General features: G+C 68.4%; 22 protein-coding genes. 11 read left to right on the top strand and 11 right to left on the bottom strand.

What is annotated here, in order from left to right; translation table 11 throughout:
- Nucleotides 1-93 precede the first annotated feature (93 nt).
- Both R5H32_RS02120 and R5H32_RS02115 read left to right on the top strand, forming a co-directional pair.
- Nucleotides 94-1,905 carry an ABC-F family ATP-binding cassette domain-containing protein gene (locus R5H32_RS02120; RefSeq protein WP_318337029.1) on the top strand — a complete coding sequence of 604 codons (1,812 nt, stop codon included), beginning with the start codon at nucleotides 94-96 and terminating at the stop codon, nucleotides 1,903-1,905.
- Nucleotides 1,872-2,987 carry a CaiB/BaiF CoA-transferase family protein gene (locus R5H32_RS02115; RefSeq protein WP_318337028.1) on the top strand — a complete coding sequence of 372 codons (1,116 nt, stop codon included), beginning with the start codon at nucleotides 1,872-1,874 and terminating at the stop codon, nucleotides 2,985-2,987. The genes R5H32_RS02120 and R5H32_RS02115 overlap by 34 nt, the downstream gene beginning before the upstream one ends.
- A 45-nt stretch (nucleotides 2,988-3,032) precedes the next feature.
- Here the strand turns inward: R5H32_RS02115 and R5H32_RS02110 are convergent, their stop codons facing one another.
- The 4 genes from R5H32_RS02110 to R5H32_RS02095 form a co-directional block, all read right to left on the bottom strand.
- Nucleotides 3,033-3,692 (bottom strand): anti-sigma factor domain-containing protein, encoded by a 660-nt coding sequence (locus tag R5H32_RS02110; protein ID WP_318337027.1) that lies wholly within the window; start codon nucleotides 3,690-3,692, stop codon nucleotides 3,033-3,035.
- Nucleotides 3,689-4,225: a sigma-70 family RNA polymerase sigma factor gene (locus R5H32_RS02105; protein ID WP_318337026.1), complete on the bottom strand. Its 537-nt coding sequence runs from the start codon at nucleotides 4,223-4,225 to the stop codon at nucleotides 3,689-3,691. The genes R5H32_RS02110 and R5H32_RS02105 overlap by 4 nt, the downstream gene beginning before the upstream one ends.
- A complete protein-coding gene (locus R5H32_RS02100) occupies nucleotides 4,222-6,258 on the bottom strand; it encodes an ASKHA domain-containing protein (protein WP_318337025.1) in 2,037 nt (678 codons plus the stop codon). The genes R5H32_RS02105 and R5H32_RS02100 overlap by 4 nt, the downstream gene beginning before the upstream one ends.
- Nucleotides 6,259-6,383: 125 nt before the next feature.
- Entirely contained in the window at nucleotides 6,384-6,698 is a 315-nt protein-coding gene (locus R5H32_RS02095) for a hypothetical protein (protein ID WP_318337024.1), read from the bottom strand.
- A gap of 174 nt (nucleotides 6,699-6,872) precedes the next feature.
- On the opposite strand from R5H32_RS02095, the gene R5H32_RS02090 reads away from it, so the two are divergent.
- Entirely contained in the window at nucleotides 6,873-7,427 is a 555-nt protein-coding gene (locus tag R5H32_RS02090) for a cytochrome P460 family protein (protein WP_318337023.1), read from the top strand.
- Nucleotides 7,428-7,445: 18 nt separating this feature from the next.
- Here R5H32_RS02090 and R5H32_RS02085 read toward each other — a convergent pair whose 3' ends face one another.
- Both R5H32_RS02085 and R5H32_RS02080 read right to left on the bottom strand, forming a co-directional pair.
- On the bottom strand, nucleotides 7,446-8,210 hold the full coding sequence (locus tag R5H32_RS02085; RefSeq protein ID WP_318337022.1) for a helix-turn-helix transcriptional regulator: 765 nt from the start codon (nucleotides 8,208-8,210) through the stop codon (nucleotides 7,446-7,448).
- A 283-nt stretch (nucleotides 8,211-8,493) separates the two neighbouring features.
- On the bottom strand, nucleotides 8,494-9,645 hold the full coding sequence (locus tag R5H32_RS02080; RefSeq protein WP_318337021.1) for a CoA transferase: 1,152 nt from the start codon (nucleotides 9,643-9,645) through the stop codon (nucleotides 8,494-8,496).
- Nucleotides 9,646-9,841: 196 nt separating this feature from the next.
- Between R5H32_RS02080 and R5H32_RS02075 the strand changes: the two genes are divergently transcribed.
- Together R5H32_RS02075 and R5H32_RS02070 are read left to right on the top strand one after the other, a co-directional pair.
- Nucleotides 9,842-10,546 carry an MFS transporter gene (locus tag R5H32_RS02075; RefSeq protein ID WP_318337020.1) on the top strand — a complete coding sequence of 235 codons (705 nt, stop codon included), beginning with the start codon at nucleotides 9,842-9,844 and terminating at the stop codon, nucleotides 10,544-10,546.
- A 21-nt stretch (nucleotides 10,547-10,567) separates the two neighbouring features.
- The gene (locus R5H32_RS02070) at nucleotides 10,568-11,065 is read left to right on the top strand and encodes a hypothetical protein (protein ID WP_318337019.1); all 498 of its coding nucleotides are present in this window, start codon (nucleotides 10,568-10,570) and stop codon (nucleotides 11,063-11,065) included.
- A gap of 16 nt (nucleotides 11,066-11,081) precedes the next feature.
- On the opposite strand, the gene R5H32_RS02065 is transcribed toward R5H32_RS02070, so the two are convergent.
- Nucleotides 11,082-11,822, bottom strand: a complete 741-nt coding sequence (locus R5H32_RS02065) for a DsbA family protein (protein WP_318337018.1) — start codon at nucleotides 11,820-11,822, stop codon at nucleotides 11,082-11,084.
- 161 nt (nucleotides 11,823-11,983) lie between these two features.
- On the opposite strand from R5H32_RS02065, the gene R5H32_RS02060 reads away from it, so the two are divergent.
- From R5H32_RS02060 to R5H32_RS02040, 5 genes are all read left to right on the top strand, one after another.
- Nucleotides 11,984-13,138, top strand: a complete 1,155-nt coding sequence (locus R5H32_RS02060; RefSeq protein ID WP_318337017.1) for a pyridoxal phosphate-dependent aminotransferase — start codon at nucleotides 11,984-11,986, stop codon at nucleotides 13,136-13,138.
- A complete protein-coding gene (locus tag R5H32_RS02055) occupies nucleotides 13,138-14,370 on the top strand; it encodes an N-acetylmuramoyl-L-alanine amidase (protein ID WP_318337016.1) in 1,233 nt (410 codons plus the stop codon). The genes R5H32_RS02060 and R5H32_RS02055 overlap by 1 nt, the downstream gene beginning before the upstream one ends.
- Before the next feature lie 102 nt (nucleotides 14,371-14,472).
- Complete coding sequence (locus R5H32_RS02050) at nucleotides 14,473-17,028, top strand: PBP1A family penicillin-binding protein (protein WP_318337015.1); 2,556 nt, start codon at nucleotides 14,473-14,475, stop codon at nucleotides 17,026-17,028.
- Between the two features lie 174 nt (nucleotides 17,029-17,202).
- On the top strand, nucleotides 17,203-18,327 hold the full coding sequence (gene prfB / locus R5H32_RS02045) for a peptide chain release factor 2 (protein WP_263338944.1): 1,125 nt from the start codon (nucleotides 17,203-17,205) through the stop codon (nucleotides 18,325-18,327).
- Between the two features lie 79 nt (nucleotides 18,328-18,406).
- On the top strand, nucleotides 18,407-19,183 hold the full coding sequence (locus tag R5H32_RS02040) for a DUF2189 domain-containing protein (protein WP_318337014.1): 777 nt from the start codon (nucleotides 18,407-18,409) through the stop codon (nucleotides 19,181-19,183).
- Between the two features lie 61 nt (nucleotides 19,184-19,244).
- Here R5H32_RS02040 and R5H32_RS02035 read toward each other — a convergent pair whose 3' ends face one another.
- The 4 genes from R5H32_RS02035 to R5H32_RS02020 form a co-directional block, all read right to left on the bottom strand.
- Nucleotides 19,245-19,751, bottom strand: coding sequence for a polymer-forming cytoskeletal protein (locus R5H32_RS02035; protein ID WP_318337013.1), 507 nt, complete (start codon nucleotides 19,749-19,751; stop codon nucleotides 19,245-19,247).
- A complete protein-coding gene (locus tag R5H32_RS02030; protein ID WP_318337012.1) occupies nucleotides 19,741-21,060 on the bottom strand; it encodes a DUF5930 domain-containing protein in 1,320 nt (439 codons plus the stop codon). Before R5H32_RS02030 ends, R5H32_RS02035 begins: the two co-directional genes overlap by 11 nt.
- A 172-nt stretch (nucleotides 21,061-21,232) precedes the next feature.
- Nucleotides 21,233-22,054, bottom strand: coding sequence for a ferritin-like domain-containing protein (locus R5H32_RS02025; RefSeq protein ID WP_318337333.1), 822 nt, complete (start codon nucleotides 22,052-22,054; stop codon nucleotides 21,233-21,235).
- A gap of 17 nt (nucleotides 22,055-22,071) precedes the next feature.
- Nucleotides 22,072-22,533 carry a peroxiredoxin gene (locus R5H32_RS02020; RefSeq protein WP_318337011.1) on the bottom strand — a complete coding sequence of 154 codons (462 nt, stop codon included), beginning with the start codon at nucleotides 22,531-22,533 and terminating at the stop codon, nucleotides 22,072-22,074.
- A 118-nt stretch (nucleotides 22,534-22,651) separates the two neighbouring features.
- Between R5H32_RS02020 and R5H32_RS02015 the strand changes: the two genes are divergently transcribed.
- The coding region (locus tag R5H32_RS02015; protein ID WP_318337010.1) for a hypothetical protein at nucleotides 22,652-25,404 on the top strand (2,753 nt) is incomplete at its 3' end.

Here is a 25,404-nt window from a genome sequence, read left to right as displayed (position 1 = left end):
CCCTTCGCCTTGGGCGTGGATGCACTCCGGGAGTGTTTTCGCGCAGAAGGTGAGGCCGTTGACGACACTCCTCAGGCCGGATAGCTGAACGCCATGGCACGCGCACCGCTTCTCCAGCTTTCCGGCATCACGCTTACCTTCGGTGGCAATCCCGTCTTCGACGGGCTCGATCTCGTCGTTCAGCCGGGGGACCGGGTGGCGCTGGTCGGGCGCAACGGTTCGGGCAAGTCGACGCTGATGAAGGTGATGGCGGGGCTAGTCGAGGCCGATGCCGGTGACCGGGTCGTGCCGCCTGGCGTGACCGTCGGCTACATGGAGCAGGAGCCGGACCTCGGCGCCTTTGCGACGCTTGGCGATTTCGCCGCCTCGGGCCTGCCCGAGGGCGAGGCCTACCGCGTCGCGGTCGTGGCCGAGGGGCTGAAATTCGACCCCGCGACGCCGGTGGCGGCGGCCTCTGGCGGAGAACGGCGGCGCGCCGCGCTCGCCAAGCTGCTGGCCGAGGCGCCGGAGCTGATGCTTCTCGACGAGCCGACGAACCATCTCGACATCGAGGCGATCCGCTGGCTCGAGGAGGAGTTGAAGGAGACCCGCGCGGCCTTTGTCCTCATCAGCCACGACCGGGCCTTCCTGAGGGCGCTGACGCGCGCAACGCTCTGGATCGACCGTGGCGCGGTCAGGCGAAGCGAGAAGGGATTCGAGGCTTTCGAGGACTGGCGCGAGTCGGTCTGGGCCGAAGAGGATCAGGCGCGCCACAAGCTCGAGCGCAGGATCAAGTCCGAGGGGCGATGGGCGGTCGAGGGGATCTCGGCGCGGCGCAAGCGCAACCAGGGGCGGCTTCGCGCCTTGCAGGCAATGCGGGCGGAGCGGTCGGCGATGATCCGGCGCCAGGGGACGGCGGACATGGCGCTCGAGTCCGGGCAGGTCTCGGGCAAGCTGGTGATCGAGGCCAAGGGAATCGCCAAGGCGTTCGGGGACAAGCGGATCCTCCGGCCCTTCGATCTGAAGGTATTGCGCGGCGACCGGGTGGCCTTCGTCGGGCCGAACGGTGTCGGCAAGACAACGCTTCTGAAGATGCTCACGGGCGAGGTTGCGCCGGACGAGGGGACGGTGCGGCTTGGCACCAATCTCGAGATCGCGGTCTTCGACCAGGCACGGGCGGCGCTCGACTTCACGACGACGCTCTGGGACGGGCTCGTGAACGATCCCGACATGGCGGTCTCGGGGCGCTCGGACCAGGTCATGGTGCGCGGCACGCCGAAGCATGTCGTGGCCTATCTCAAGGACTTCCTCTTCGACGAGGCGCAGGCGCGGGCGCCGATCGGGTCGCTCTCGGGCGGCGAGCGGGCGCGGCTTCTGCTCGCGCGGATCATGGCAAAGCCCTCGAACCTCCTGATCCTCGACGAGCCGACCAACGATCTCGACGTCGAGACGCTGGATCTGTTGCAGGATCTTCTCGGCGATTATGACGGCACCGTGCTTCTGGTCAGCCACGACCGGGATTTCATCGACCGGGTGGCGACCACGACGATCGCGATGGAGGGTGACGGACGCGCCGTGATCTATGCCGGCGGCTGGACGGATTATCAGGTGCAGCGTGGGGCGGAAGAGCCGGCCAAGGTGGCGAAGCCGGCGCCGAAACCCGCGCCCGCGCCGGTGCGTGAAGTGAAGAAACCCGCGCAAGGGCTTACCTTCACGGAGAAACATCGGCTTCAGGCGTTGCCGGACATCATCGAGAAGCTCGAGGCCGAGATCGGCAAGCTCAGCGATTTCCTCTCCGATCCGAACCTTTTCACGCTGCATCCGGACAAGTTCCGCCGCGCCTCGGAAGGGCTGGCAGAGCGTCAGGCGTCCCTCGCCGCCGCCGAGGAGGAATGGCTGATGCTGGAAGAGAAGGCCTCGGCGTGACCGGGCCGCTCGACGGGCTCAGGATCATCGAGATTGCCGGGCTCGGGCCCACGCCCTTCGCGGCGATGGTGCTGGCCGACATGGGGGCCGAGGTGGTGCGGATCGAGCGGCCGGGGAACCGGTCTCTCCTCGGGCTCGACTATGACATCCTCAACCGCGGCCGGGGCTTCGTGACGCTGGATCTGAAGTCTGCCGAGGGACGCAACACGGCGCGGCGGCTCATCGGGCGGGCCGACGGGCTGATCGAGGGGCTGCGCCCCGGCGTGATGGAACGGCTGGGGCTCGGCCCCGATGATTTCGCCGGTAATCCGCGGCTGGTCTACGGGCGCATGACCGGCTGGGGGCAGGCGGGGCCGCTCGCCGAGGCCGCCGGGCACGACATCACCTACATCGCCCTGTCGGGGGCGCTTCACGCGATCGGGCCGGCCGAGCGGCCGGTGCCGCCCCTGAATCTCCTGGGCGATTTCGGCGGCGGGGGCATGTATCTCGCCTTCGGCATGGTCTGTGCCTTCCTGGAAGCGGTGCGGAGCGGGAAGGGGCAGGTAGTGGATGCCGCGATCAGCGACGGCACCGCGCACCTGATGTCGATGATTCAAGGGATGGCCTCGGGCGGGCAGTGGCAGGCCGCGCGCGAGGCCAACGTGCTCGACGGCGCGGCGCCGTTCTACCGGGTCTACCAATGCAAATGTGGCGGCTTCGTCGCCGTGGGCGCGATCGAGCCGAAATTCTGGACTGAACTCGTGGAGCGCCTCGGGCTCGACCTTGCCGAACTGCCGGCGCAGATGGACCGGTCGCGCTGGCCGGAGCTGCGCGCGGTCATCGCCGCCCGAATCGCCGAGAAAAGCCGCGACGAATGGGCCGCGCTTATGGAAGGCTCGGATGCCTGCCTCGCGCCGGTCCTCACGCTCGCCGAGGCGCCGGACCATCCCCATAATGCCGCGCGGGGTACTTATGTGCGGCACGAGGGTGTGACCCAGCCCGCGCCGGCGCCGCGGCTTGGCCGCACTCCGGGGCGGATAGCGGAAGAGTCGCAGGTGCGGGCAATGGACCCGGAAGAGGTGCTGAAGGCCTGGGGTGCCTGACGCGTCGGGTGCCCGTGCATTTTCGGAACGGATACGGGCGGCTGCTCACCCCCCGTTGATCACGGTTGAAACGAGCTGGGCGCCGGTCGCGACGCCTGTCGGCGCGCCGCCCTCGGGTTCGAGCGTGACGGCGAGCGTGGTGCCGGCGGGCAGGGTCGCGATCGGGATCGTCAGGTCTCCCTCGCGGACAAGGCCGATCGAAATCGGTGCCGCGCCCTCTGGGATGAGCCAGAGTTCGTAGTCCTGACCGGGTTCGGCGGCCGGGCCGGCGCTGCGGGCGACCGTCAGTTCGGCCGCCTCCGGATCGAAGCGGGCCTCGATGACGAGGGGCTGGTTCTCGCCGGTCAGCGTCACGGCGACCTCGGCCGGCGGCCGGGCCATTGGTAGGAACGTGACGAGGGCGAGCGTGGCGAGCGCGGCCGCGGCGAGAACGCCCCAGAGCCACGGGCGTCCATGTGGCGCCTCGGGTGCAGGAAAGAGCCGATTCTCGACCGCCTCCATAAGGCCTGGCGGCGGCGATGCCGGCGCGTATCCGGCGTTGAGCGGGGAGAGCCTGTCCCGCCACTCATCGACCAGCCGGGCGAAGTTCGTGTCGCTGTCGACCAGCGCCTCCGCCGCGAGCCGCTCGGGCAGGGCGAGCGTGCCGAGGACGTATTCGGCCGCAAGCGCCTCGCGTTCTGGCATGTGGCCGGCGGGTTCGTTCATGCCTCCATGCACTCCTTCAGTTTCGCCAGCCCCTGGCGGAGCCAGGACCGCATCGTGTCGAGGGGCACGTCGTGTTGGCGCGCGAGGTCTTCGGTGCTCAACCCGCCGAGATAGGCGCTGCGCAAGGCGGTGGAGCGGGCCGGGTCGATCAGTTCGAGGCAATCGGCGAGGCGCCGCGCCTCGCCCTTTGCGGCCGGCGCTTCGGGATCGGGCAGGGCGTCGGCACGCTCCGGCGGCGCGCTGTCGCCCTCGGCCCGGGCCGGGCGGGCGCGGAGCCGGTCGATGGCATGATCGCGGGCGATCGCGACGAGCCAGACCATGCCATCGCCTTTCGACGCGTCGAAGCGGCGGGCGTTCTGCCAGGCCCGCGCGAAAACTTCCTTGAGTGCCTCCTCGGCCTCGCTCCGGTCTCCGAGGATACGGAGGCAAACCCCGAAGAGTTTGCCTCCAGTCTCGGAGTAAAGCCTGCGAAAGTCATCTCGGTCGACGCGGGCGACGCCCGCGAGCAGTTCGGCGATCGGATCCGCCGTCATCCTCTCCGGCGGCGGCGGCCGCCGTCGGCGCCCGAACCCGCGGTGTTGAAGCTGACGTCCGGCAGGGTGACGATCGCCGCAAGTTCTGGAAATGGTGCGGTCGCGTGCGGGATCGCGTTGGCGGCCACGAAATGCTCCTGGAAACGCGGCTCGATCGCGGTCTCGACCTTGTAGATGCGGCCGACCTCCTCCTCGATCGCCGCGCGCGCGGCGATGTTGCTGAGCGCGATGCGTGCGCCGGTGCCCGCGGCGTTGCCGGCGGAGGTCACCTTGTCCAGGGGGCAATCGGGTATCATGCCGAGAACCATAGCATGTTTCGGCGAGATGTGTGCACCGAACGCACCGGCGAGCACAACCCGGTCGACCTTTTCGATGTTCAGCTCGTCCATGAGGAGCCGCGCGCCCGCGTAGAGCGCCGACTTGGCGAGCTGGATCGCCCGGATGTCGCCTTGCGTGACGGTGATCAGCGGCCCGCCGCTGGCGGTGCCGTCATGGAGCACATAGGCATTGGTCCGCCCCGTCGCGACGCAACGCTCGGTCCCGACCTGTTCGGCCGAACCGATCAGCCCGCCGGCGTCGAGGATGCCCGCCATCCGCATCTCGGCCACGACCTCGATGATGCCCGAGCCGCAGATGCCGGTGATCCCCGTCTGGGCGGTCGCCTCGGCGAAGCCCTCGTCGGTCGACCAGAGGTCGCAGCCGATGACGCGGAAGCGCGGCTCCTTGGTCGCGGGGTCGATCTCGACCCGCTCGATGGCGCCGGGCGCGGCGCGCTGGCCCGCGCTGATCTGCGCGCCCTCGAATGCGGGGCCGGTGGGCGAGGAGCAGGCGAGCACGCGGTCCTTGTTGCCGAGAAGGATCTCGGCATTGGTGCCGACATCGACGATCAGCACCATGTCCTCGGACTTGTTCGGCTCTTCCGAGAGCGCCACCGCGGCGCAGTCGGCGCCGACATGGCCGGCGATGCAGGGCAGCACATAGACCCGCGCATTGCGGTGGATCGCGGTAAGGTCGAGATCGCGGGCAGCGAGCGACAGGCTCTCGGAGGTCGCGAGCGCGAAGGGCGCCTGGCCGAGCTCCACCGGGTCGATGCCCAGAAGCAGGTGGTGCATGACCGGGTTGCAGACGAAGACCGTCTCGACGATCTGGCCGGGATCGATATGCGCCTCGGTGGCGATCGCCTGGGCAAGCCCGTTGATCGCGGTGCGGACGGCATTGGTCATTTCCCGGTCACCGCCCGGGTTCATCATCGCGTAGCTCACCCGGCTCATCAGATCCTCGCCGAAGCGGATCTGGGGGTTCATGAGGCCCGACGAGGCGAGCACGTTGCCATTCCGAAGGTCGCACAGATGCGCGGCGATGGTGGTGGAGCCAAGGTCGATCGCGAGCCCGTATAGCCGGCCCTCCCAGAAGCCCGGCCAGATGTCGATGATGCGCGGCTTGTTGCGGTGGTCGCGGTGGATCGCGACCGTGACCTTCCACTCGCCCTTCCTCAGTACCGGCTGGAGCTTGCCGAGAAGGCTCGCTTCGGCCTCGAGCCCCTCTATCTGCCACTGGTCGCGAAGCGCGTCGCAGAGGCGCTGGAAGTCGCCCGAGGGTTCGTGCATGTCGGGCTCGACGACCTCGACGTAATAGGCGTGCGTGGCCGGGTCCATCGTGATGTCCCGAATGGTCGCGGACTTGCGGATCACCTGGCGGTGGACCTGGCTCTCCGGCGGCACGTCGACGACCACGTCGCCGCAGATCTTGGCCTGGCAGCCGAGGCGGCGGCCTTCCTTGAGACCGCGGATGCGGTCATAGCGGGCCTCGACCTCGTTCCATTCGCTGAGCGCGCCCTCGCTCACGGTGACGCCGTGCTTGGGGAACTCGCCGTAGCCGGGCGTGATCTGGCATTTCGAGCAGATGCCGCGCCCGCCGCAGACCGAATCGAGGTCGACGCCGAGCTGGCGCGCGGCGGTCAGGACCGGCGTTCCCTGGGGGAACCGCCCGCGTTTTCCTGAAGGCGTGAAGATCACGAGGGGATCGTCGGTCATGGCTCTCTCCGGATGTCCTGGCGCATAGCCTTTCTAGGCCAGAGTGGCGCCAAGGCAAGGCCTGTCCGCGTCAGATGGCGGCTCAACTCCGTCAGAATTGGCGGTTCTGTCGCACGGAGGGCCGTTCAGTCGAGATGGGATTGCCAGAGGCAGCGGTCGAAGGCGGTGTAGCGCAGAAGCACGTCCGCGCCGTCGGGCGGCACGAGCCGGGTGCAGCCTTCGAGGCTGTCCTCGGCCTCATAGACGCTGACCCGGCCCGCCCCCGCACCCTCGGCGCAGAGCCGCCCGCTGGGGTCGAGCCAGGCGATCACGCGAGTCCCGCTGTCAGTCTCGGCGACGAAGAGAAGGCGCGTCCTGTCGGCGTTGGTGACGCAGATATCGGCGCTGACCGGACCGGCGGGGAAAATGTGTGCTGCAAGAAGCGCAAGGGCGAGATGCATCGGTTCGACCTCCGCGAGCAATCTGCGCCTGCGACACGCGCCTGTCGATGCACGATCTCTCACGAGCTCGTGGCCGGTCACGCGATCGTGCCAACGGCTCATCGCGGCTTGAACCGCCGTGAATAGGGTCTCGGCTACCCTTATGGGACGCGAAACCGGACCTGGGAGGGAAGCATGAGACACCTTGTCATGACCGCCGCGGCAGCGGCTTTCTCGGCGACCGGCGCGGTGGCGCAGGACGCCCCCTTCGGCAGCGAGGAGGATGCGGCCTATGCGGCGCTGCTGTGGGACGTGATGGTGGCCGAGCGGCTCGCGGGCGACAACGCGATCATAGCCTTTCCCTACGAGGGCTCCGATCCTCACGGCATGATGCTTGAAACCTTCTACACCCGCGCGACGGTCGACGGCCACGAGGGCCGGCTGATCGTCAAGCGCAACTACGGCCCCGCGGGCGTGAGCGTCGACGAGGTGCTCGGTGATCCGGCGGGCCATCTCGGTGCCGTAACGGTGATGTTCCAGCGCGCCGAGGGCTATGACGACGAGACCGGAAACTGGTTCTGGGTCAAGTACCTGCCCGACGGATCGCTCGACAAGAATCCCGCGGGGATGCAGTTGGCCGGCCTTGTCGGCAAGGGTGCTGATGCCGGTTGCATCGCCTGCCACATGGGGGCGGGCGGCGAGGACATGATCTTCACCACCGATGCCGACGTGGCGATGATGATGAAGTGAGGCTGCGGCCCGCCAGGGTCACGCGGCCCCGGCGCCGAGCCCGTCCAGTATCGCCCGTGTCGGGTCGTCGGCCGGAAACATCATCTCGATCTTCAGATCGGCGAGCGTGACCTCCTCGGCAGTGCCAAACTGGGCATAGGTCGAAAAGAGCGAGAGCCGGAGTTCGCCCGCCCGGTAGATCGTCGGCAGCACAGCGGGCACGGTCTCGGCGGGGATCCAGCCGGCGACCGCCGGATCGCGCGAAAGCGTCCCGGCAGCGCGGTCGAGTGCGTCCAGGCCGCCCGCCCGCAGGCTTTCGGCACGCAGCCTCAGCATCGTGTGATAGCCGACCTCGGCCCAGTTCTCGATGTGGCGCGCCGCGTCCGGCAGCGCGTCGAGAAGGCTCGATCCGGGGCCGAGGCCGAGCGGCGTAAAGATCATGGCCGCCGGCCGGTTCAACGCCACGAGCCGCCAAAGCCGGTCCATGATCACCGCCGGATAGGGCTCGTGCCGGGCGATGGTCCGTTCCATCGCGGCGCGCAGGGGCGCGAGGCGCGCGTCGTCGGGCGGCAGGTCGGGATAATGCGGCGCGAAGCCCGCCGCGCAAAGCAGCGCATTGCGTTCGATCCGTGGCACCGAGAGCGCCTCGGCCAGCCTGAGCACCATCGCCTTCGAGGGCTGCGCGCGGCTGCTTTCGAGGAGCGACACATGCCGCGCCGACACCTCGGCGGCGAGTGCGAGGTCGAGCTGGCTCAGCCGCCGTTTCCACCGCCAGGCCCGCATCTCTCCAGCGAAATCCGGCATCTCCCGACTCCCGTCAGTGAAGCGTCAAACGAGGCGTACACGGGAAACACTTGCCTCGCGAGTGTTTGTTTCACGATCGCCTTCGCCGCCATTGCGGACCTGCCTTTGGACGGGAGGAAGCGATGGTGCTGGAACGGGTGCAGACATGGTTGAGACTGGCCTACGCCGCGGCGGTCGGCTTCGGCGTATTCATCGCACTTCCGTGCCGACGGGACCGGTGGCCATCCTCGCCGATCTTCTCCTCTGGCCGCTCCGGTGCCTGCCAGAGCGGACGGCCTGAGTCTCAGCCCCTGTCGAGCCAGTCCAGAACCGTCGCCCGGTCGCCGTCGAGCGCCGGGGCCGGCCCGCGCGGGGCGGGGTCCGCCAGGCCGGTCATCTTGATCGGGTTGCCGGCGGCAGTGAAGGCGGCGCCGCCGGGGCGGGCAGGGATATCGGTCACCATGTGGCGGGCGCGAAGCTGCGGATCGGCGAGCACCTCGGACATGTTCTGGACCTGGCCGGTCGGCACGCCCGCCACCTCCAGCGTGGCGATCCAGTGGGCACGGGGGCGGTCGAGCGTCACCGCCTCGATCAGGCGCTTGAGGAGATGCACGTTCTCGCAGCGCGCGGCGTTGCTCGCGAAGCGCGGATCGGCGGGCAGGTCGTCGAGCCCGAGCGCGGCGCAGAGCTTCGCGAAAAGCGCGTCGTTGCCGGCAGCGATGACGAAGAAGCCGTCCGATGCGCGGTAGGTGGAAAAGGGCGTGATCGTCGGGTGCCGCGCGCCGGTCGGGCCGGGCGGCTGACCGGTAACGGAAGTGATAGCGACCGCGTGCTCCATGATCGCGAGCTGGGCGTCGAGCATCGAGATATCGACCTTGGCACCCTGTCCGTCGCGGTCGCGCCGCAGGAGCGCGGCGAGCACCCCCTGCACCAGGTACATTCCCGCGACGATATCACCGATCGAGGCGCCGACGCGCACCGGCGGCCCGCCTTCCTCGCCCGTGATCGACATCACACCGCCGCGCGCCTGCACCACCATGTCATAGGCGGGTTTCCCGGCCTCCGGCCCGGTATGGCCGAAGCCCGACACCGCGCCGTAGATCAGCCGCGGGAAGCGCGCCGAGAGAGCCTCCCATCCATAGCCGAGCTTTTCCATCGTGCCGGGTCGGTAGTTTTCGAGGATCACGTCGGCGCGGGCGAGGAGCCGGTCGAAGATCGCCCGGTCGGCCTTGGCTTTCAGGTCGAGCGCGATCGAGAGCTTGCCGTGGTTAAGCCCGGCGAAATAGGCGCTCTCCTCGCCCTTGAACGGCGGAAAGGCGCGGGTGTCGTCGCCGGTGCCGGGCCGTTCGACCTTGATCACATGGGCGCCGAGATCGCCGAGCGTGGCCGTCGCGAAGGGACCGGCGAGAACATGGGTAAGGTCGAGGACGGTGATGCCGTCGAGGGGGGCGGTCATGGCGGGATCCTGTCGCTGCTGCTTGCCCCTTGGAGCAGCCACCCGCGCCGAACGCCATGATCTGTGTCAGATGCGGGGCGGTGGGGGAGGTCGCAAGTCGGCCGGCGGAGGGCGCGAATGGAGAAGGATTCGCGCACCGCCGCGCCAATGATCGCGCCGGCCGGCCCCTCCGGCATTCAGGGCAGAGATTTCAAGAATGCACGGAAATTCAACCGCCTCCGGCGCAGATGCCCGCGTGAAGCCACTCGACTACCGCCTCGTCGCGCCGGGGATCTGCATCGTGGCCACGAGCTACGGGCTCGCGCGCTATGCCTACGGGCTTTTCCTGCCGGTCTTCCGCGAGGTCTTCGATCTCGGCGACCGCCTGCTCGCGCTCACGGCGGCTGCCTCCTACGCGAGCTACTTTCTCGTCACGCTGGCGGGCATCTACCTTTCCGCCCGGGTCGGGCCGCGCCTCTCGGTCCTGCTCGGCGGGCTTGCGGCGACACTTGGCATGGCGCTGATCGCGGGCGCGACGGTGCCCTGGATGCTGATGCTCGGCGTTGCCGTCGCGGGCGTCAGCCCCGGCCTCGCCTATACGCCGCTTTCCGAGATCATCGTCACGCTCGTCAGCGCGCCGCGGCGCAAGGGGATCTATGCGATCATCAATTCCGGTACGAGCCTCGGGGTGATGCTGAGCGGTCCGGTGGCGATCCTGATGGGCGAAAGCTGGCGCATGGCCTGGGCAATATTCGCGGGGTTCGGGCTTCTCTCCACGCTATGGTGCGTGGCGATCCTGCCGCCGGTCTCGGCGCGCAATTCCGGGGAATTCGGGCAGTTCGACTGGCGCTGGATGACAACTGGCGCGCGCGGACGGCTCTTCGCCATCGCTTTACTGATCGGCATCGCGACCTCGATCTAATGGACCTTCTCGGTCGATCTGGTGACGGCCGGGCGGGCCACAGTCACGCTTGCCGGCCACAGGTTCGATCCGGCGACCTTCGGCCAGGTCTTCTGGAGCCTCGTCGGCCTCGCGGGCTTCGCTGGTGCCCTCGCGGGGCGGATCGTCGGCCGCATCGGCCCGGTCCGGGCGCTCGCGCTTTTCGAGGCGGGGATCGCGGCGGCGACATTGACGCTGGCGCTGGGGCAGGGGGTGGCTGCGGTTCTCGCCTCTGGCCTCGCCTTCGGCGCCCTCTTCGTCTTCATGGCCGCGACGCTCGGGATGTGGAGCCTCGACGTCTCGGCCGAGGCACCGGCCGTCGGATTCGGCCTGACCTTCCTCCTGCTGTCGGCGGGGCAGTTCGCCGGGCCGATGCTGGTGGGGCTGATGATCGACTGGGTGACGCTGCCCGCGCTCTTTGTCCTTGCGGGCGGCGCCTCGCTCGCCGTGCTGGCGCTCTTGCCGCGACGGGCCGGTCCGGCTCTGGCGGAAGGGGCCTGAGCCTGCGACTGAGCCTTCAGCCGCGTTCCTCGGCGACGATCGCCTGCATGGTCGCGAGCGGCGCGTAGCCGCGCAGCATCTGGCCGCCCATGACGAAGGTGGGCGTGCCCGAGATCTGCATGCGCTGGGCGAGCAGGTGGTTCTCCTCGATCACCTTCGTCACCTCCGGCGCGTTCATCCGCGCCAGCACCGGCGCAGGATCGAAGCCGAGGTCTTCGGCGAAGGATTTCAGCGTCGCCTCGGTCACGTCGCCCCGGAAGCTCTCGTAGAAGCCCGCGTTGACCTTTTGGTAGACCTCCTCGCCATGCGTCTGGAGCGCGGCGATGGCGAAGCGCGAGGCGATCATCGACTGTTCGCCGAGGATCGGGAATTCCTTCACGATGTAGCGGATGTCGCCGTCCGAGGAGATAAGTTCTGCCACCTCGGCATGGGCCTTGCGGCAGTATCCGCAGCGGTAGTCGATGAACTCGACCAGGGTCAGGCTGCCCTCGGGATTGCCGCCGACAAAGGAATGGCCGTCGGCGAAGAGGTCTTTCTCGTTGGCCTTCACCAGAGCGAGATCCTGGTTCGCGGCGGCTTCCGCCTGGCGCGACTGCAGGACGTCGATCGCCTCGGTGAGAACCTCGGGGTTTTCCAGGAGATAGGAGCGAACCTCGGCGCGGAACGCCTCGCGTTCGGCATCGCTCATCGACGAGACGTCGAAGGCGGCGACAGGGGTGGCGAGAGCGGCGGCGAGCACCAGCGGGGCGAGTTTCATGCACGATTCCTCAATGTGGGCGCGGTTTCGCCGCGCCCGGTCGCGTCACTGGTCTCGCCCTTTCCGGCCTCGCGCGCAACCCCGGCCCCTTGGGGCATTGACGCCGCGCGCCGGGGCTGGAATGAACGGACCCGGTTCGGGGCCAAGATAGAGAGGGGCAGATGCGCTTATCAAGCCGTGCCGCGGTCGATCCCTTCATTGTGATGGACGTGATGGAGGCCGCACGCGCCGAAGAGGCGGCAGGCCGCCATGTCATCCACATGGAGGTGGGCCAACCCTCGACCCCGGCGCCGGAGGGCGCTCGCGCCGCGCTCGCCGCCGCGATGGAGCGTGACGCGCTCGGCTATACCGTGGCGCTCGGGCTTCCCGCCCTGCGCGAGGGCATCGCGCGGCTCTACAAGCGGTGGTACGGGATCGAGCTCGATCCCGCCCGCGTCGTGGTCACGGCGGGCTCCTCGGCCGCGTTCCTCCTGGCCTTCACCGCGCTCTTCGACGCGGGCGAGAAGGTGGTGCTCGGCGCGCCGGGCTACCCGTCCTACCGGCAGATCCTCAAGGCCCTGAGCCTGACGCCCGTCGATCTCGAGACCCGGCCCGAGGACCGCTACCAGCCGCGGGCCGAGGACATTCCCGACGACATCAAGGGGCTGATCGTCGCCTCGCCGGCCAATCCCTCGGGCACGATGCTCGACCGCGCGGGGCTCGCGAAGCTCGTCGAGGCCGCCCATGCGAAGGGCGTCGCCTTCGTCTCGGACGAGATCTATCACGGGCTCCACTACGAGGGGCGCGCGGTCTCGGCGCTGGAGATCTCGGACGACGTCTATGTGATCAATTCCTTCTCCAAGTATTTCTCGATGACCGGCTGGCGGATCGGCTGGATGGTGGTGCCGCCCGACCATGTCCGCACCGTGGAGCGGCTGGCGCAGAACATGTTCATCTGCCCGCCCCATGCGAGCCAGGTCGCCGCCCTTGCCGCGCTCGACTGCGAGCCGGAACTGGAGGCCAACCGCGCGGTCTATGCCGAGAACCGGCGGCTGATGCTGGAGGGGCTGCCGAAGGCCGGGTTCACGAAGATCGCGCCGCCGGACGGGGCGTTCTACATCTATGCCGATGTCTCCGACCTAACCGACGACAGCCTCGGCTTTGCCGCCGAGATCCTGCGGGAGGCCGGCGTCGCGGTGACGCCCGGGCTCGACTTCGACCCGGCGCGCGGGGCGCGGACCCTGCGCTTCTCCTACGCGCGCTCGACCGCCGATATCCGCGAGGGGCTGGCGCGGTTGCAGGCCTTCATGGCGGCGCGGCGCGGGGACCGGGCCTGATGCTTCGCCGCGGGGTCCGGGTGGCGCTCGCCGGGGCACTTTGTGCCGTCGCGGCGTTCGCGGCGCAGGCCGAGGAGCCTGCGTCGCTGGCAGAGCTCGACCCCGCCGCGTCGCGCGTGGCCGACGAGGGCGCAGGCGTGGCGCTCGATCTCTCGATCAGCGAGCCGGTGCCTTACCGGGCCTTCCTCCTCGCCGAGCCGCCGCGTCTGGTGCTCGACTTCGCCGAGGTCGATTTCGCGGCGGCGCGGCCAGCGGAGCTCGACAGCGCCGCGCGGGTGACGGAGCTTGGCTGGGGGCCGATCCGCGCCGGCTGGTCGCGGCTCGTGGCCGCGCTCGATGGCCCCTACCGGATCGCCAGCGCCGAGGAGCGCATCGCGGGCGACCGCAGCGCGGCGATCCGGGTGCGGCTTGAGCCGGTGCCGGTGGCCGAGTTCGCGGTGCTTACGGCGGGCGGTGTGCCCGAGGGCGCGCGCTGGGCGGATCCGGCGCCCGTGCCCCAGGGCGCGCCGAAACGGCGCCAGACCGGCGAGGCGCCGTTGATCGTGGTGCTCGACCCCGGCCATGGCGGCATCGACCCCGGGGCCGAGGTGGGCAAGATCCTCGAAGCCGATGTGACGCTGTCCTTCGCGCAGGAACTGGCCGAGCGGCTGCGGCACGAGGGAATGACCGTGGTGCTGACCCGCGAGGCCGACGACTTCGTTCCGCTGGAAGCGCGGATCAGCGCGGCGCGCGCGGCCTCGGCGGACGTGTTCCTGTCGCTCCATGCCGACGCGCTGGCCGAGGGCGAGGCGATCGGCGCCACGGTCTACCTGCTGGCCGAGGAGGCGAGCGACGCGGCTTCGGCGAAGCTCGCCGAACGCCATGACCGGGCCGACCTCCTGGCCGGGGTGGACCTGAGCGGCCAGGACGACGTCGTGGCCTCGGTGATGATGGACATGGCGCGCGCCGAGACCCGGCCGCGCACCGAGCGTCTGGCGCGCGAACTGGCCGCGTCGATCAGCGCCACAGGCGGCAGGATGCACCGCCACCCGATCCAGGAGGCTGAGTTCTCGGTGCTGAAATCGGCCGACATTCCCTCGGTGCTGCTGGAACTCGGTTTCCTGTCCTCCGAGGCCGACCGCAGGCGGCTTGCCGATCCGGTCTGGCGCGCTGCGATGCAGGAGGCGATTCTGGCGGCGCTAAAGGATTGGGCCGTCGCCGACGCCGCGGAGGCGCGGCTGATCCGGCGCTGACCTTGCGGCAGGGGGCCGCCGGGAACGGTTGCGGGGCGGAAGTTGTTTTGACCGCCCGGCGCCGGCGCTGTATAGACGGCCCGTTAAGAAATGGGGTTTCCCTTGATCCGGTTCATCCTGTCGTTCTTCGGCGCCTTCTTCAGCTGGCTCGTCACGGGCATGGTCTTTGCGGCGCTGTCGGTGGGCGCGGTGTTCTGGATGTATGGCCGCGACCTGCCGGACCACGAATACCTCGCGCAGTACACGCCGAAGACGATCAGCCGGATCTATTCCGGCGAGGGGCGGCTGATGGACGAGTTCGCCACCGAGCGGCGGATCTTCGCGCCGGTCGAGGAAATCCCGGATATCGTCAAAGAGGCCTTCATTTCGGCCGAGGACAAGAATTTCTACACCCACAAGGGTTTTGACGCGCGCGGCATGGCCGGCGCGCTCTGGGACGCGATCCGCACGCGCGGCAAGACCCTGCGCGGCGCCTCGACGATCCCGCAACAGGTGGCGAAGAACTTCCTTCTTGGCGGCGAGCGCACCGCCGAGCGCAAGGTCAAGGAACTGATCCTCGCCACCCGGCTCGTCGACACGCTGTCCAAGGACAAGATCCTCGAGCTATACCTCAACGAGATCGACCTTGGCTTCCTCTCGTTCGGCGTTGCGTCGGCATCGCAGACCTATTTCAACAAGACGCTCGCGGAGCTGACGCCCGGAGAGGCGGCCTACCTCGCGGCGCTGCCCAAGGCGCCCTACAGCTATCACCCGGTGAAAAACAAGGACGCCGCGGTAGAGCGGCGCAACTACGTGCTGCGGGAAATGTTCCAGAATGGCTACATCGACCGGGCGACACTCGATGAAGAAACGGAGGCTCCGCTCAAGACGGTGCAGGCGGGAGACTATCCTTCGTTCAAGGGCAGCCTGCCGCCGCGCGACTACTTCACCGACGAGATCCGCCGCCAGCTCTCCAAGAGCTTCGGCGAGGCGGAGTTCTTCGGCGGCGGTCTGACCATCCGTGCCACCGTCGATCCCGAGATGCAGGGCCAGGCGGCGGTCGCGCTGCAGGAAGCGCTCGAAAGTTTCGACCGGCGGCAGGGGATCTGGCGCGGCACCCGCAAGGTGCTCAAGCCTGAGGAACTGGAGAGCGAAGCGAGCTGGCGCGCCGCGCTGGCGGCCGTGGACGTGCCGCGCGACGTGGAGGGCTGGCTGCCGGCGGTGGTGCTCGAGGTCGGCGAAAGCGCCGCGCGGATCGGCATCGAGGGCGTCTCGGACGACGAGGACGGCCACTGGATCCCGGCCGAGGACGTGACCTGGGCGAAGAAGCGCCAGGCCGACGGCCGGCTCGGGCCGAAGGCGAAGGTCGCGGGCGATCTCGTCTCGAAGGGCGACGTGGTGCTGGTCGCGGCCCTCGCCAAGGACGACGGCTCGTTCCAGCGCTGGTCGCTGCGCCAGGTGCCGCAGGTGCAGGGCGGCTTCATGGCGATGGACGTGAATACCGGCCGGGTGCTCGCGATGCAGGGCGGGTTCTCCTACCAGTCGTCGGTCTTCAACCGCGCGACCCAGGCGCAGCGCCAGCCGGGCTCGGCCTTCAAGCCCTTCGTCTATGCGGCGGCACTGGATTCGGGCTTTTCGCCCTCGACGATCGTGGTCGACGCGCCGATCGAGGTAAACACGCCGCAGGGGCTCTGGCGGCCGAAGAACGCCTCGAACAAGTATTACGGCCCGACACCGATGCGGACCGGGATCGAGCAGTCGCGGAACCTGATGACCGTCCGGATCGCCCAGGAGGTCGGCATGGACACGGTCGCGGGCTATGCCGAGCGCTTCGGCGTCTATGATCGGCTGTCTCCCTACCTCGCGAATGCGCTCGGCTCGCAGGAGTCGACGCTGTTCAAGATGGTCGCGGCCTACGCGATGTTCGCCAACGGCGGCGAGCGGGTCGAGCCGACGCTGGTCGACCGGGTGCAGGACCGCTGGGGCCGCACGATCTACCGCCACGACCAGCGCCAGTGCGACGATTGCCGGCTCGCGAGCCTCGATCCCGGCGCGGCGCCGCGGATCGTCTCGAACCGCGAGCGGGTTATGGACGCGGTCACCGCCTACCAGCTGACCTCGATGCTGCAGGGCGTCGTGCAGCGCGGTTCGGGCTCGGGGGTGAAGCTGCCGGTGCCGGTCGGGGGCAAGACCGGCACGACGAACGATGCGAAGGACGTCTGGTTCATCGGCTTCACCTCGAACATCGTCGCGGGCTGCTACATGGGCTACGACCAGCCGCGCACGCTCGGCCAGGGTGCCTATGGCGGTACGCTCTGCGTGCCGGTCTTCAACGCCTTCATGGAAGAGGCGGTGAAGAAATACGGCGGCTCGGAGTTCAAGGTGCCGCCGGGCGGGCATTTCATCAACATCAACCGCTTCACCGGCGAGAGGCTGCCCGACGGCGTTTCCGGCGACTTCGTCCAGGCCGAGTTCTTCCGCGACGGCGCGGTCCCGATCTTCGGCCTCGGCGCGATGGTCGACGGCGGCTTCGCGATGGGCCAGAACTTGCCGCTCTATGCCTATGGCGAGGTTGGCGGGGACGAGGGTGGCACGACCGTGACGACTTCGACCGGCCAGAAGAAGGTGATCCCGAAGAAGGCGGATTTCGGCACGCTGAGTTCGGGCGGGCTGTACTGATCGGCGGCGGATGCGACGGGGCTATCTGCCCAGTCGTTCTCCGGGCGCGGACCAAAGGCGCACCAATGGAGGTCGCCCGGGGATACTCGAGGCAAGATGATGGGGATGGCCGCCCTTGCCGGGGGCGGGCGGCTCGGCTATCACGCCGGGCGAACGAACGGAAGGACGACGGCCATGCGCGCCGAGATGGAAAACATTGTCGCGGCGATCGGAAAGTCGCTGAAGCTCCTTGGCCAGCGGATGGACTGGGAGACGGCGCCGCACCGGCTCGAAGAGTTCAACGCGATGATCGAGGACGGCGACCTGTGGTCGGATCCGGCGCGGGCGCAGAAGCTCATGCGCGAGCGGCAGATGCTGATGGACGCGGTCGAGACCTATCGCCGGATCGAGCGCGAGCTGAACGACAATGTCGAGCTGATCGAGCTTGGCGAGATGGAGGGCGACAAGGACATCGTGGCCGAGGCCGAGGCGTCCTTGAAGGCGCTGAAGGAGGTTGCTGCGGCGAAGGAGCTCGAGGCGCTTCTCGACGGCGAGGCGGACGGCAACGACACCTTCCTCGAGATAAATGCCGGCGCCGGCGGCACCGAGGCCTGCGACTGGGCGCAGATGCTGCAGCGGATGTATGTCCGCTGGGCCGAGAAGCGCGGCTACACGGTCGAGCTGCAGTCCGAGGAACCGGGGGCCGAGGCCGGGACCAAGTCCTGCGCCTACAAGATCTCGGGGCCGAATGCCTATGGCTGGCTCAAATCCGAAAGCGGCGTGCACCGGCTGGTGCGGATCTCGCCCTTCGGCAAGGGCACGCGGGAGACGTCATTCGCGAGCGTCTGGGTCTATCCCGTGGTCGACGACAACATCGAGATCGAGGTGGCCCCGAACGACATCCGCATCGACACCTACCGCTCCTCGGGGGCGGGCGGCCAGCACGTCAACACCACCGACTCGGCGGTGCGGATCACCCACCTGCCGACCGGGATCGTCGTGACCAGTTCCGAGAAGTCGCAGCACCAGAACCGCGACATCGCGATGAAGGCGCTGAAGTCGCGGCTCTACCAGATGGAACTCGACAAGCGCAACGCCGACATCAACGCCGCGCACGAGGCCAAGGGCAGCGCCGGTTGGGGCAACCAGATCCGCTCTTACGTGCTGCAGCCCTACCAGATGGTGAAGGATCTGCGCACCGGGCACGAGACCTCGGACACGCAAGGGGTGCTCGACGGCGATCTCGACGCCTTCATGGCGGCGACGCTGGCCATGGACGTCGCGGGCAAGAGCCGCGCCGAGGCCCGCGCCGAGGATTAATCCCCGGCATCAAACACTTGCCAGACTCCGGCCGGGTGGCCTAGCCTTTCTCTCAGGGCGAGAGAGAGGAGGAGGAGACATGGAACAGGTGGAGCGCGGACCCGATCCGCTGCCGGAAATCCGGCAGGTCGAGCGGTCTGACATCGGCGCGGTCCTGAGGCTCGGGCTCAAGGATTTCCTGCGCGCGCCGCTCTTCGGGCTGTTCTTCAGCGCGGTCTATGTCGCGGGCGGGCTTCTGCTCTACTATGTCTACGGTCTTGCGGGCCAGCAGTGGTGGCTGGCGCCGGTCGTGGTCGGCTTCCCGCTTCTCGCGCCCTTCGCGGCGGTCGGGCTCTACGAGGTTAGCCGCCGCATCGAGGCGGGCGAGCCGCTTGCCTGGGGAGAGGTGCTCGGCGTGGTCTTCGCCCAGAAGGACCGCCAGATCCCGGCGATGGCGGCGGTTATCATCGTGATCTTCCTCTTCTGGGTCTTCGTGGCGCATGCGCTTTTCGCGCTGTTCATGGGGCTCAGGGCGTTCACCTCCGGGCTTGACCTGATGAGCCTGTTTTTCGAAGGCAACGGCCCGGTGATGCTTCTGATCGGCGGGGCGATCGGCGCGGCTTTCGCGGCGGTTCTCTTCGCGATCACGGCGGCCGGCCTGCCGCTGCTCCTGGAGAAGGAAATCGACTTCGTCACGGCGATGGTGCACTCGGCGAAGGCGGTGATGGCCAATGCGCCGGTGATGGCGGTCTGGGGATGCGTGATCGCGGCCCTCATGTTCGTCGGGATGGTGCCGATGTTCCTTGGGCTGTTCATCGTCCTTCCGGTGCTCGGTCATGCGACCTGGCACATGTACCGCCGACTGATGGCGCACTGAGACGGAAACGACAAAGGGCATCCCCGGGGGATGCCCTTATGAAACCAGCCGGTCTGGCGCGTCAGGTCGCCGCGGTGGCTGGCGCCGCCGGTTTCGGCGCGGGTGTCTTCGACGATCCCTGGGCGAGCGGATCTTCCTGGCGCTGCACCGAGCCTTCGAAATGGGCGCCAGACTCGATCGCGATTGTCTTGTGGATGATGTCGCCTTCGACCCGCGCGGTGGAGGTCAGACGCACTTTCAGCCCGCGAACCCGGCCAACCACGCGGCCGTTCACGACGATGTCGTCTGCGACGATCTCGCCCTTGATCGTGGCGGTTTCGCCAACGGTCAGGAGATGGGCGCGGATGTCGCCCTCCACCACGCCCTCGACCTGGATGTCGCCGGTGGTCTTGATGTTGCCGGTGATCGTGAGGTCCGAGGACAGGACCGATGCCGGCGGCTTGGCCTTGGGCGTGCTCGCCGCATAGTCGAAGGCAGGCTTGGTAGCTGCGGGCTCGGGGGCCTTGGGCTGTTCGGCCTCGGTGCCCGCTTTCGGTCCGGGCTCGTTGATCCTGCTTTTAGAAAACATTGTTGGCTGCCTTGATATACGTCATCGGATTGATCGCCGTCCCGTTCACGCGCACTTCGTAGTGCAGATGCGTGCCGGTCGAGCGGCCGGTATTCCCCATATCACCGATCCTGTCCCCGCGCGAGACCTTTTGGCCCACCTTCACGCGGACTTTCGACATATGCCCGTAGCGGGTTTCGATGCCGAATTCGTGGCGGATCTTCACGAGGTTGCCGTAGCCGGATTCCCAGCCGGCATGGATCACGGTGCCGTCGGCGGTGGCGAGGATCGGCGAACCGTGTGCCCCGGCCAGATCGGTGCCCTCGTGCATCCGCCCCCAGCGCCGGCCGAAACCCGATGTATAGCGATAGGAGGTCTTGAGCGGCATCGCGAAGGGCGCCTTTTCCACCGCGATCCGGTAGAGGTTCATCCGGTCGAGCCCTTCGAGGATCTTCGCTGCACGGGCGGCATCAGCATCGCCGCCGGGCAGGGCCGCCGGGGCGAGCGGCCCAAGCGGGCCGCCGAGGCCGGAATAGCCGCGGCGGACCTTTTCAAGCAACTCTTCCGGATCGAGCCCGGCGGAGGAGAACATCTTGTCAAGGGGCTCCATCGACACCGTGACCGCCTCTTCGAGCTGGGCGAAGATGTCGTTGTTGCGCTGCTCGAGCAGTTTCAGCTCGTAGGCGATCTCGTCGGCCTCGTCCTTCGCGTCGAGGGCCTTGCGGGCCATCTCGTCGCGCTCGGTCGCGGTGCGGTCGAGCGCGGCGGTGACGAAGTCGAGCGTCTCGGTCACGTCCTCTCCGCGCGGGCTGCCGGCGGGAGCGAGGGCGGGACCTTCCGAAGCGGCGGCGGCCAGCTCCGTGACCTTGCCGCGCGCGGCGTCGCGCTCGGTCATGGTGCGGCGCAGCGTTGCCTGGATCACGCCGATGCCAGTTTCAAGCTCCTTGCGGCGTTCCTCGGAGGCGAGAAGGGCGGACTGCATCGCCGAAACCTGGCCAAGAGCCAACGCAAAGCGCTCCTGGGCGGCGGCGGCTTCCTCGGCGCGCTTGTCGCGCTCGGTCGAGAGCGCGTCGAGCCGGGTCTCGTAGGTGGCCTGTTCGAGGCGGGACTGTTCGCGGGCGCTTCCCGATCCGATCGAATCCATCAAGAGGACGGCGGTCGCGACGATCGACCAGGCGAGAACCAGTGCCGTGCCGGACAGCGCCACCGCCTGGGTGACGGGTTTCAGGCGAATGAAGCGGGTTTCGGTATCGGAACGCAGGAACAGACGCTGTTCCGGCAGGCGGCGTTCAATTGCCGCATGCATGCGGCCGAGTAGACGTGTTGGCAATCCTGTCCCCGTTGATTGGCTCATCCAGAGAGCGTGCCCCATCCCCTAATGGCGCTTGGGCAGGGGCTTACCAATCGTGTGGCCATGCCGCAACTTCTTTGGCCCTGAGCGGGCGGGCATCGGCCGGAACACGCCGGAATCGGCAAGAAGTCGCCGATTTCGCCGCAGGGGATCAGCGGAATCCGGCGGTGCCCGGCGCGTCTTTGACCTCATCGGCGAGCGGCCAGTAGAAGTCGGGCGGCAGTCCCGCCTCGGCCCGCTTTTCCTCGTTGAAGGGCGGTTTCAGCTGACCGTGGAAATACCTGCGCACGAGGCCGTGGAAGAACTCCTTGGGATCGAGCCCGTCGCGGCCGCAGAGCCAGTTGAACCATTTCACGCCATAGGCGACGTGGCCGACCTCCTCGGCATAGATCACGCGCAGGGCCTCGGTCGCGGCGGCCTCGCCCGCGCGCTCGAAGATCTCGATCATGCCCGGCGTCACGTCGAGTCCGCGCGCCTCAAGGACCATCGGCACCACGGCCAGCCGGCCAAGAAGATCCTCCGCCGTATCCTCGGCCGCGCGCCACATGAAGGCATGGGCGGGCAGCGCGCCGTAATGGCTGCCCCAGCTTTCGAGGCAGTCGGAGAGGAGGTTGAAGTGCTTGGATTCCTCGTCGGCGGACTTCACCCAGTCGTCGTAGAAGCCCATCGGCATCGGCACATGCGAAAAGCGCGCGATGATGTCCCAGTGCAGGTCCACGGCATTGAGTTCGATATGCGCCAGCGCGTGGAGGAGCGCGATCCGTCCTTGCGCGGTCCCGGTGCGGCGGCGCGGCACCTCGCGCGGCGGCAGAAGCTCCGGCCTCTCGGGCCGCGCCGGGCGCATCGGCGGTTCGGCCCGGCCCACGGCGAGCGGGCTGCCGGTCGCGCGGGCCTCGCGCCAGCGCGCCGCATGGGCGTGCGACAACGCGGTCTTGGCGCGTCCGTCCGCAGTGGTCAGCACTTCCACCGCCATCTCCGCGAGCGTCGGCGTCACAGCGCGCGCGCCGCGTCCAGGACCTCGGCCGCGTGACCGTTGACCTTCACCTTGCGCCAGATCCGGGCGATGCGCCCGGTCCCGTCGACGAGAAAGGTCGCGCGCTCGATCCCCATGTACTTGCGGCCGTACATCGCCTTCTCGACCCAGACGCCATAGCGTTCGCAGGTGTTGCCTTCGGCGTCCGAGGCAAGGATCACCCCGAGTCCGTGCTTGGCGCAGAACCGCTCGTGCTTCGTCATGCTGTCCTTGGAGATGCCGATGACCACGGCGCCGGCGGCGTCGAACTCGTCTGCGAGGCGGGTGAAATCCAGCGCCTCGGTCGTGCAGCCCGGCGTGTCGTCCTTGGGGTAGAAGAAGAGCACGGTCTTTCTCGGTGCGAAGCCCGAGAGCGTGACCGTGCCGCCGCCGGTGCGGGGCAGGGTGAAGTCCGGGGCCTGGTCTGTGGGCTCGAGCATATGATGCTATCCTTTGGCGGTGCGATCGGGCTTCTGTTTTACTTCGCTTTCGTGAAAGATAAAGGGAGCCCCGGAAGCGGGCCGCCCGGCGGGGCGGGAACCGGGAAACGGCGGCAGGATGGACGAGCAGGGCAACAGCGTTGACACTACCATCAAGACGCCGCGTCGGCGGCGCGCCGGCGCATGGCTGATTCTCGGCCTCGCGTTGGTCGCGGTGCTGCTGTCCGTAGCGGTGCTTGGCCTGACAGGGCGGGTCGTTCCGGCGCCGGCCTGGGCGGTGGAGCGGATCGAGGCGCGGGCGAACCGGGTCCTGGCGGGCAAGGTCTCGGCGCGGATCCTCAATGTCGAGCTTCTCGTCGACGAGGGCTTCGCGCCGCATGTGCGGCTCAGCGGGGTCGAGCTGTTCTCGCCGCGCGGGGACCGGATCGCGGTCTTGCCGGAAGTCACGACGACGCTCTGGGCTGAACCGCTCCTGAGCGGCCGAATCGAACCGCGCGCGCTCGCACTCGGCGGCACCCGGATCGCGCTGCGGCGGCTTGTGGACGGAAGCCTTGATGTCGATGTCGGCGCCGGGGCAGCGGCCGGGAGTGCGGCGCTCAGCCCGGAGGCGCTGCTCGACGGGATCGACCAGCTCTTCTCGCTGCCGGTCCTGAAGGATATCGAGACGGTCACGGTCGACGGGATGGAGGTCGAGTTCGAGGATCTTCGCGCCGGCCGCGTCTGGCGTGCGAGCGACGGCTTTCTCACCTTCGAACAGGATGCCAAGCGGATCGAGATCGACCTGTCGATCGGGCTGGCCGAGGGCAGCGGCCCAGCGGCGCTGGCGAAGATCGGCCTCATATCGGACAAACGCTCGCCGGCAGCCAGCCTCACCGCCGAGATCACCGATATCTCGGCGCGCGACCTCGCCGCGCAATCGCCCGCGCTGGCCTGGCTTGGCGCGCTCGACGCGCCGATCTCGGGCTCTATCCGTTCCGAGGTCGATGCAGAGGGCCGGGTCGGCCTGCTTAGATCGACGCTGGTGATCGGCGCCGGGGCGCTCAGGCCCACGGCCGACACCAAGCCGGTCGGCTTCGAGCGGGTCCGGCTCGACATGGCCTACGATCCCGAGCGCGCGGCGCTGAATCTCGCCGATGTTGAGATCGACGGGCCGGCCCTGCGGGTCCGCGCCTCCGTCAAGGCCTGGCTCAAGGACATGGAGGAAGGCCTGCCTCAGACATTGATCGGGCAGGTCGCGATTAGCGAGCTCAAGGCCGATCCCGAAGGTGTTTTCGCCGATCCGGTCACGATCTCGCAGGGCGCGATGGATTTCCGGCTCCGGCTCGACCCGTTCACATTCGATCTTGGTCAGCTCGTGCTGGTGGACGAAGGCGGCAAGATCAGTGCCCGCGGCCGGGCCGCGGCCGAGCCCGAAGGCTGGGCCGTTTCGGCGGATGTCACGGTGGACGCGATCGAGAGCGAGCGGCTCATGGCGCTCTGGCCGGTCGCGGCGGTGCCCAAGACCCGGGCCTGGCTCAAGGAGAACGTGGCGACGAGCATGCTGTCGGAGGTCAAGTCGGCCTTCCGCCTGCGGCCGGGACACGAGCCGCATTTCACGCTTGGCTGGGAATACAGCGACACCGAGGTGCGGATCCTCAAGACACTGCCGCCGATCGAGAACGGCGCGGGCCATGCGTCGATAAACGATTATACCTACACGCTTGTCGTCGATCGCGGTCATGTCTCGGCGCCCGAGGGAGGCGAGATCGACGTCGCGGGTTCGGTGATGGAGATCCCCGATCTGCGGATCAAGCCCTCGCCGTCGAGGTTCACGCTGCGAACCGAAAGCACGATCACCGCAGCACTTTCGCTGCTGGACCAGCCTCCGTTCCTGTTCCTGACCAAGGCCGGCCGGCCTGTCGACCTGGCCGAGGGGCGTGCCCGGATCGAGACCGTTCTTTACCTTGTCCTGATGCGCAGGATCAATCCCGCGGATGTCGACTACAAGGTCTCGGGGACGCTCTCGAACGTGCGCTCCGACAAGCTCGCGCCGGGGCGCGTTCTGATGGCCGGATCGCTCGACCTTACGGCCTCGCGGGCGGGGATGGCTATTTCCGGTCCGGCCACCTTCTCGGGCGTGCCGGTGGAGATGACCTGGCGGCAGAACTTCGGTCCCGAGCATCGCGGCAAGAGCCGGGTCGAGGGTACGGTCGAGCTTTCGCCCCGTGCGTTGGAGGCCTTCGCGATCGCGCTGCCGCCGGGATCAGTGCGCGGCAGCGGCGCCGGGCGGATGTCGATCGACTTCGAACGCGGCAAGCCTGCAGAGTTCGAATTCGTCTCGGATCTCGAGGGGCTCGCGCTGGGAATTCCCCCGATCGGCTGGAGCAAGCCCGCCGAGCGAAGCGGCCGGCTGATGCTGCGCGGCCGGCTCGGCCAGCCGGTGGATGTCGACCGGATGGAGTTCGAGGCAGCGGGGCTGAAGGTCGCGGGCGACATCGCGCTGAAGCCGAATGGCGGGCTCGACGCGGTGCGGCTTGGTACGGCGCGGCTTGGCGACTGGTTCGACGGCCGGCTCGAGCTTCGGGGCCGAGGAAAGGGCGCGCCGGTGGGTGTCGTCGTCCAGTCAGGCCGGCTCGATTTGAGCAAGGCGCAGCTGGGCGGCGCGGGCAGCGGCCAGACCGGGGCGCCGCTCTCGGTGGCGCTCGACCGGTTGCAGATATCCGAAGGGATCTCGGTGACGGATTTCCGCGGCAACTTCACGACAGGGTCCGGGCTGGCAGGCGACTTCATCGGCCGGGTCAACGGCGAGGCTCTGATCTCCGGGACTGCCGAGCCATCGGGTGCTCGGAGCGGTTTCCGGATCATGAGCAGCGACGCCGGCGCGGCGCTGCG

Origin of the sequence: Defluviimonas sp. D31 (assembly GCF_033436765.1) — a bacterium.
Classification (GTDB): Bacteria; Pseudomonadota; Alphaproteobacteria; order Rhodobacterales; family Rhodobacteraceae; genus Albidovulum.
Note: the sequence above shows the minus strand (reverse complement) of the source record. Positions and strands in the feature narration are given on the sequence as shown.

What these genes read in the sequence shown, in the direction of transcription:
- R5H32_RS02120 (WP_318337029.1), top strand. Translation starts at nt 94, where the DNA reads ATGGCACGCGCACCGCTTCTCCAGCTTTCCGGCATCACGCTTACCTTC.
- R5H32_RS02115 (WP_318337028.1), top strand. Translation starts at nt 1,872, where the DNA reads ATGGCTGATGCTGGAAGAGAAGGCCTCGGCGTGACCGGGCCGCTCGAC.
- R5H32_RS02110 (WP_318337027.1), bottom strand. Translation starts at nt 3,692, where the DNA reads ATGAACGAACCCGCCGGCCACATGCCAGAACGCGAGGCGCTTGCGGCC.
- R5H32_RS02105 (WP_318337026.1), bottom strand. Translation starts at nt 4,225, where the DNA reads ATGACGGCGGATCCGATCGCCGAACTGCTCGCGGGCGTCGCCCGCGTC.
- R5H32_RS02100 (WP_318337025.1), bottom strand. Translation starts at nt 6,258, where the DNA reads ATGACCGACGATCCCCTCGTGATCTTCACGCCTTCAGGAAAACGCGGG.
- R5H32_RS02095 (WP_318337024.1), bottom strand. Translation starts at nt 6,698, where the DNA reads ATGCATCTCGCCCTTGCGCTTCTTGCAGCACACATTTTCCCCGCCGGT.
- R5H32_RS02090 (WP_318337023.1), top strand. Translation starts at nt 6,873, where the DNA reads ATGAGACACCTTGTCATGACCGCCGCGGCAGCGGCTTTCTCGGCGACC.
- R5H32_RS02085 (WP_318337022.1), bottom strand. Translation starts at nt 8,210, where the DNA reads ATGCCGGATTTCGCTGGAGAGATGCGGGCCTGGCGGTGGAAACGGCGG.
- R5H32_RS02080 (WP_318337021.1), bottom strand. Translation starts at nt 9,645, where the DNA reads ATGACCGCCCCCCTCGACGGCATCACCGTCCTCGACCTTACCCATGTT.
- R5H32_RS02075 (WP_318337020.1), top strand. Translation starts at nt 9,842, where the DNA reads ATGCACGGAAATTCAACCGCCTCCGGCGCAGATGCCCGCGTGAAGCCA.
- R5H32_RS02065 (WP_318337018.1), bottom strand. Translation starts at nt 11,822, where the DNA reads ATGAAACTCGCCCCGCTGGTGCTCGCCGCCGCTCTCGCCACCCCTGTC.
- R5H32_RS02060 (WP_318337017.1), top strand. Translation starts at nt 11,984, where the DNA reads ATGCGCTTATCAAGCCGTGCCGCGGTCGATCCCTTCATTGTGATGGAC.
- R5H32_RS02055 (WP_318337016.1), top strand. Translation starts at nt 13,138, where the DNA reads ATGCTTCGCCGCGGGGTCCGGGTGGCGCTCGCCGGGGCACTTTGTGCC.
- prfB (WP_263338944.1), top strand. Translation starts at nt 17,203, where the DNA reads ATGCGCGCCGAGATGGAAAACATTGTCGCGGCGATCGGAAAGTCGCTG.
- R5H32_RS02040 (WP_318337014.1), top strand. Translation starts at nt 18,407, where the DNA reads ATGGAACAGGTGGAGCGCGGACCCGATCCGCTGCCGGAAATCCGGCAG.
- R5H32_RS02035 (WP_318337013.1), bottom strand. Translation starts at nt 19,751, where the DNA reads ATGTTTTCTAAAAGCAGGATCAACGAGCCCGGACCGAAAGCGGGCACC.
- R5H32_RS02025 (WP_318337333.1), bottom strand. Translation starts at nt 22,054, where the DNA reads ATGGCGGTGGAAGTGCTGACCACTGCGGACGGACGCGCCAAGACCGCG.
- R5H32_RS02020 (WP_318337011.1), bottom strand. Translation starts at nt 22,533, where the DNA reads ATGCTCGAGCCCACAGACCAGGCCCCGGACTTCACCCTGCCCCGCACC.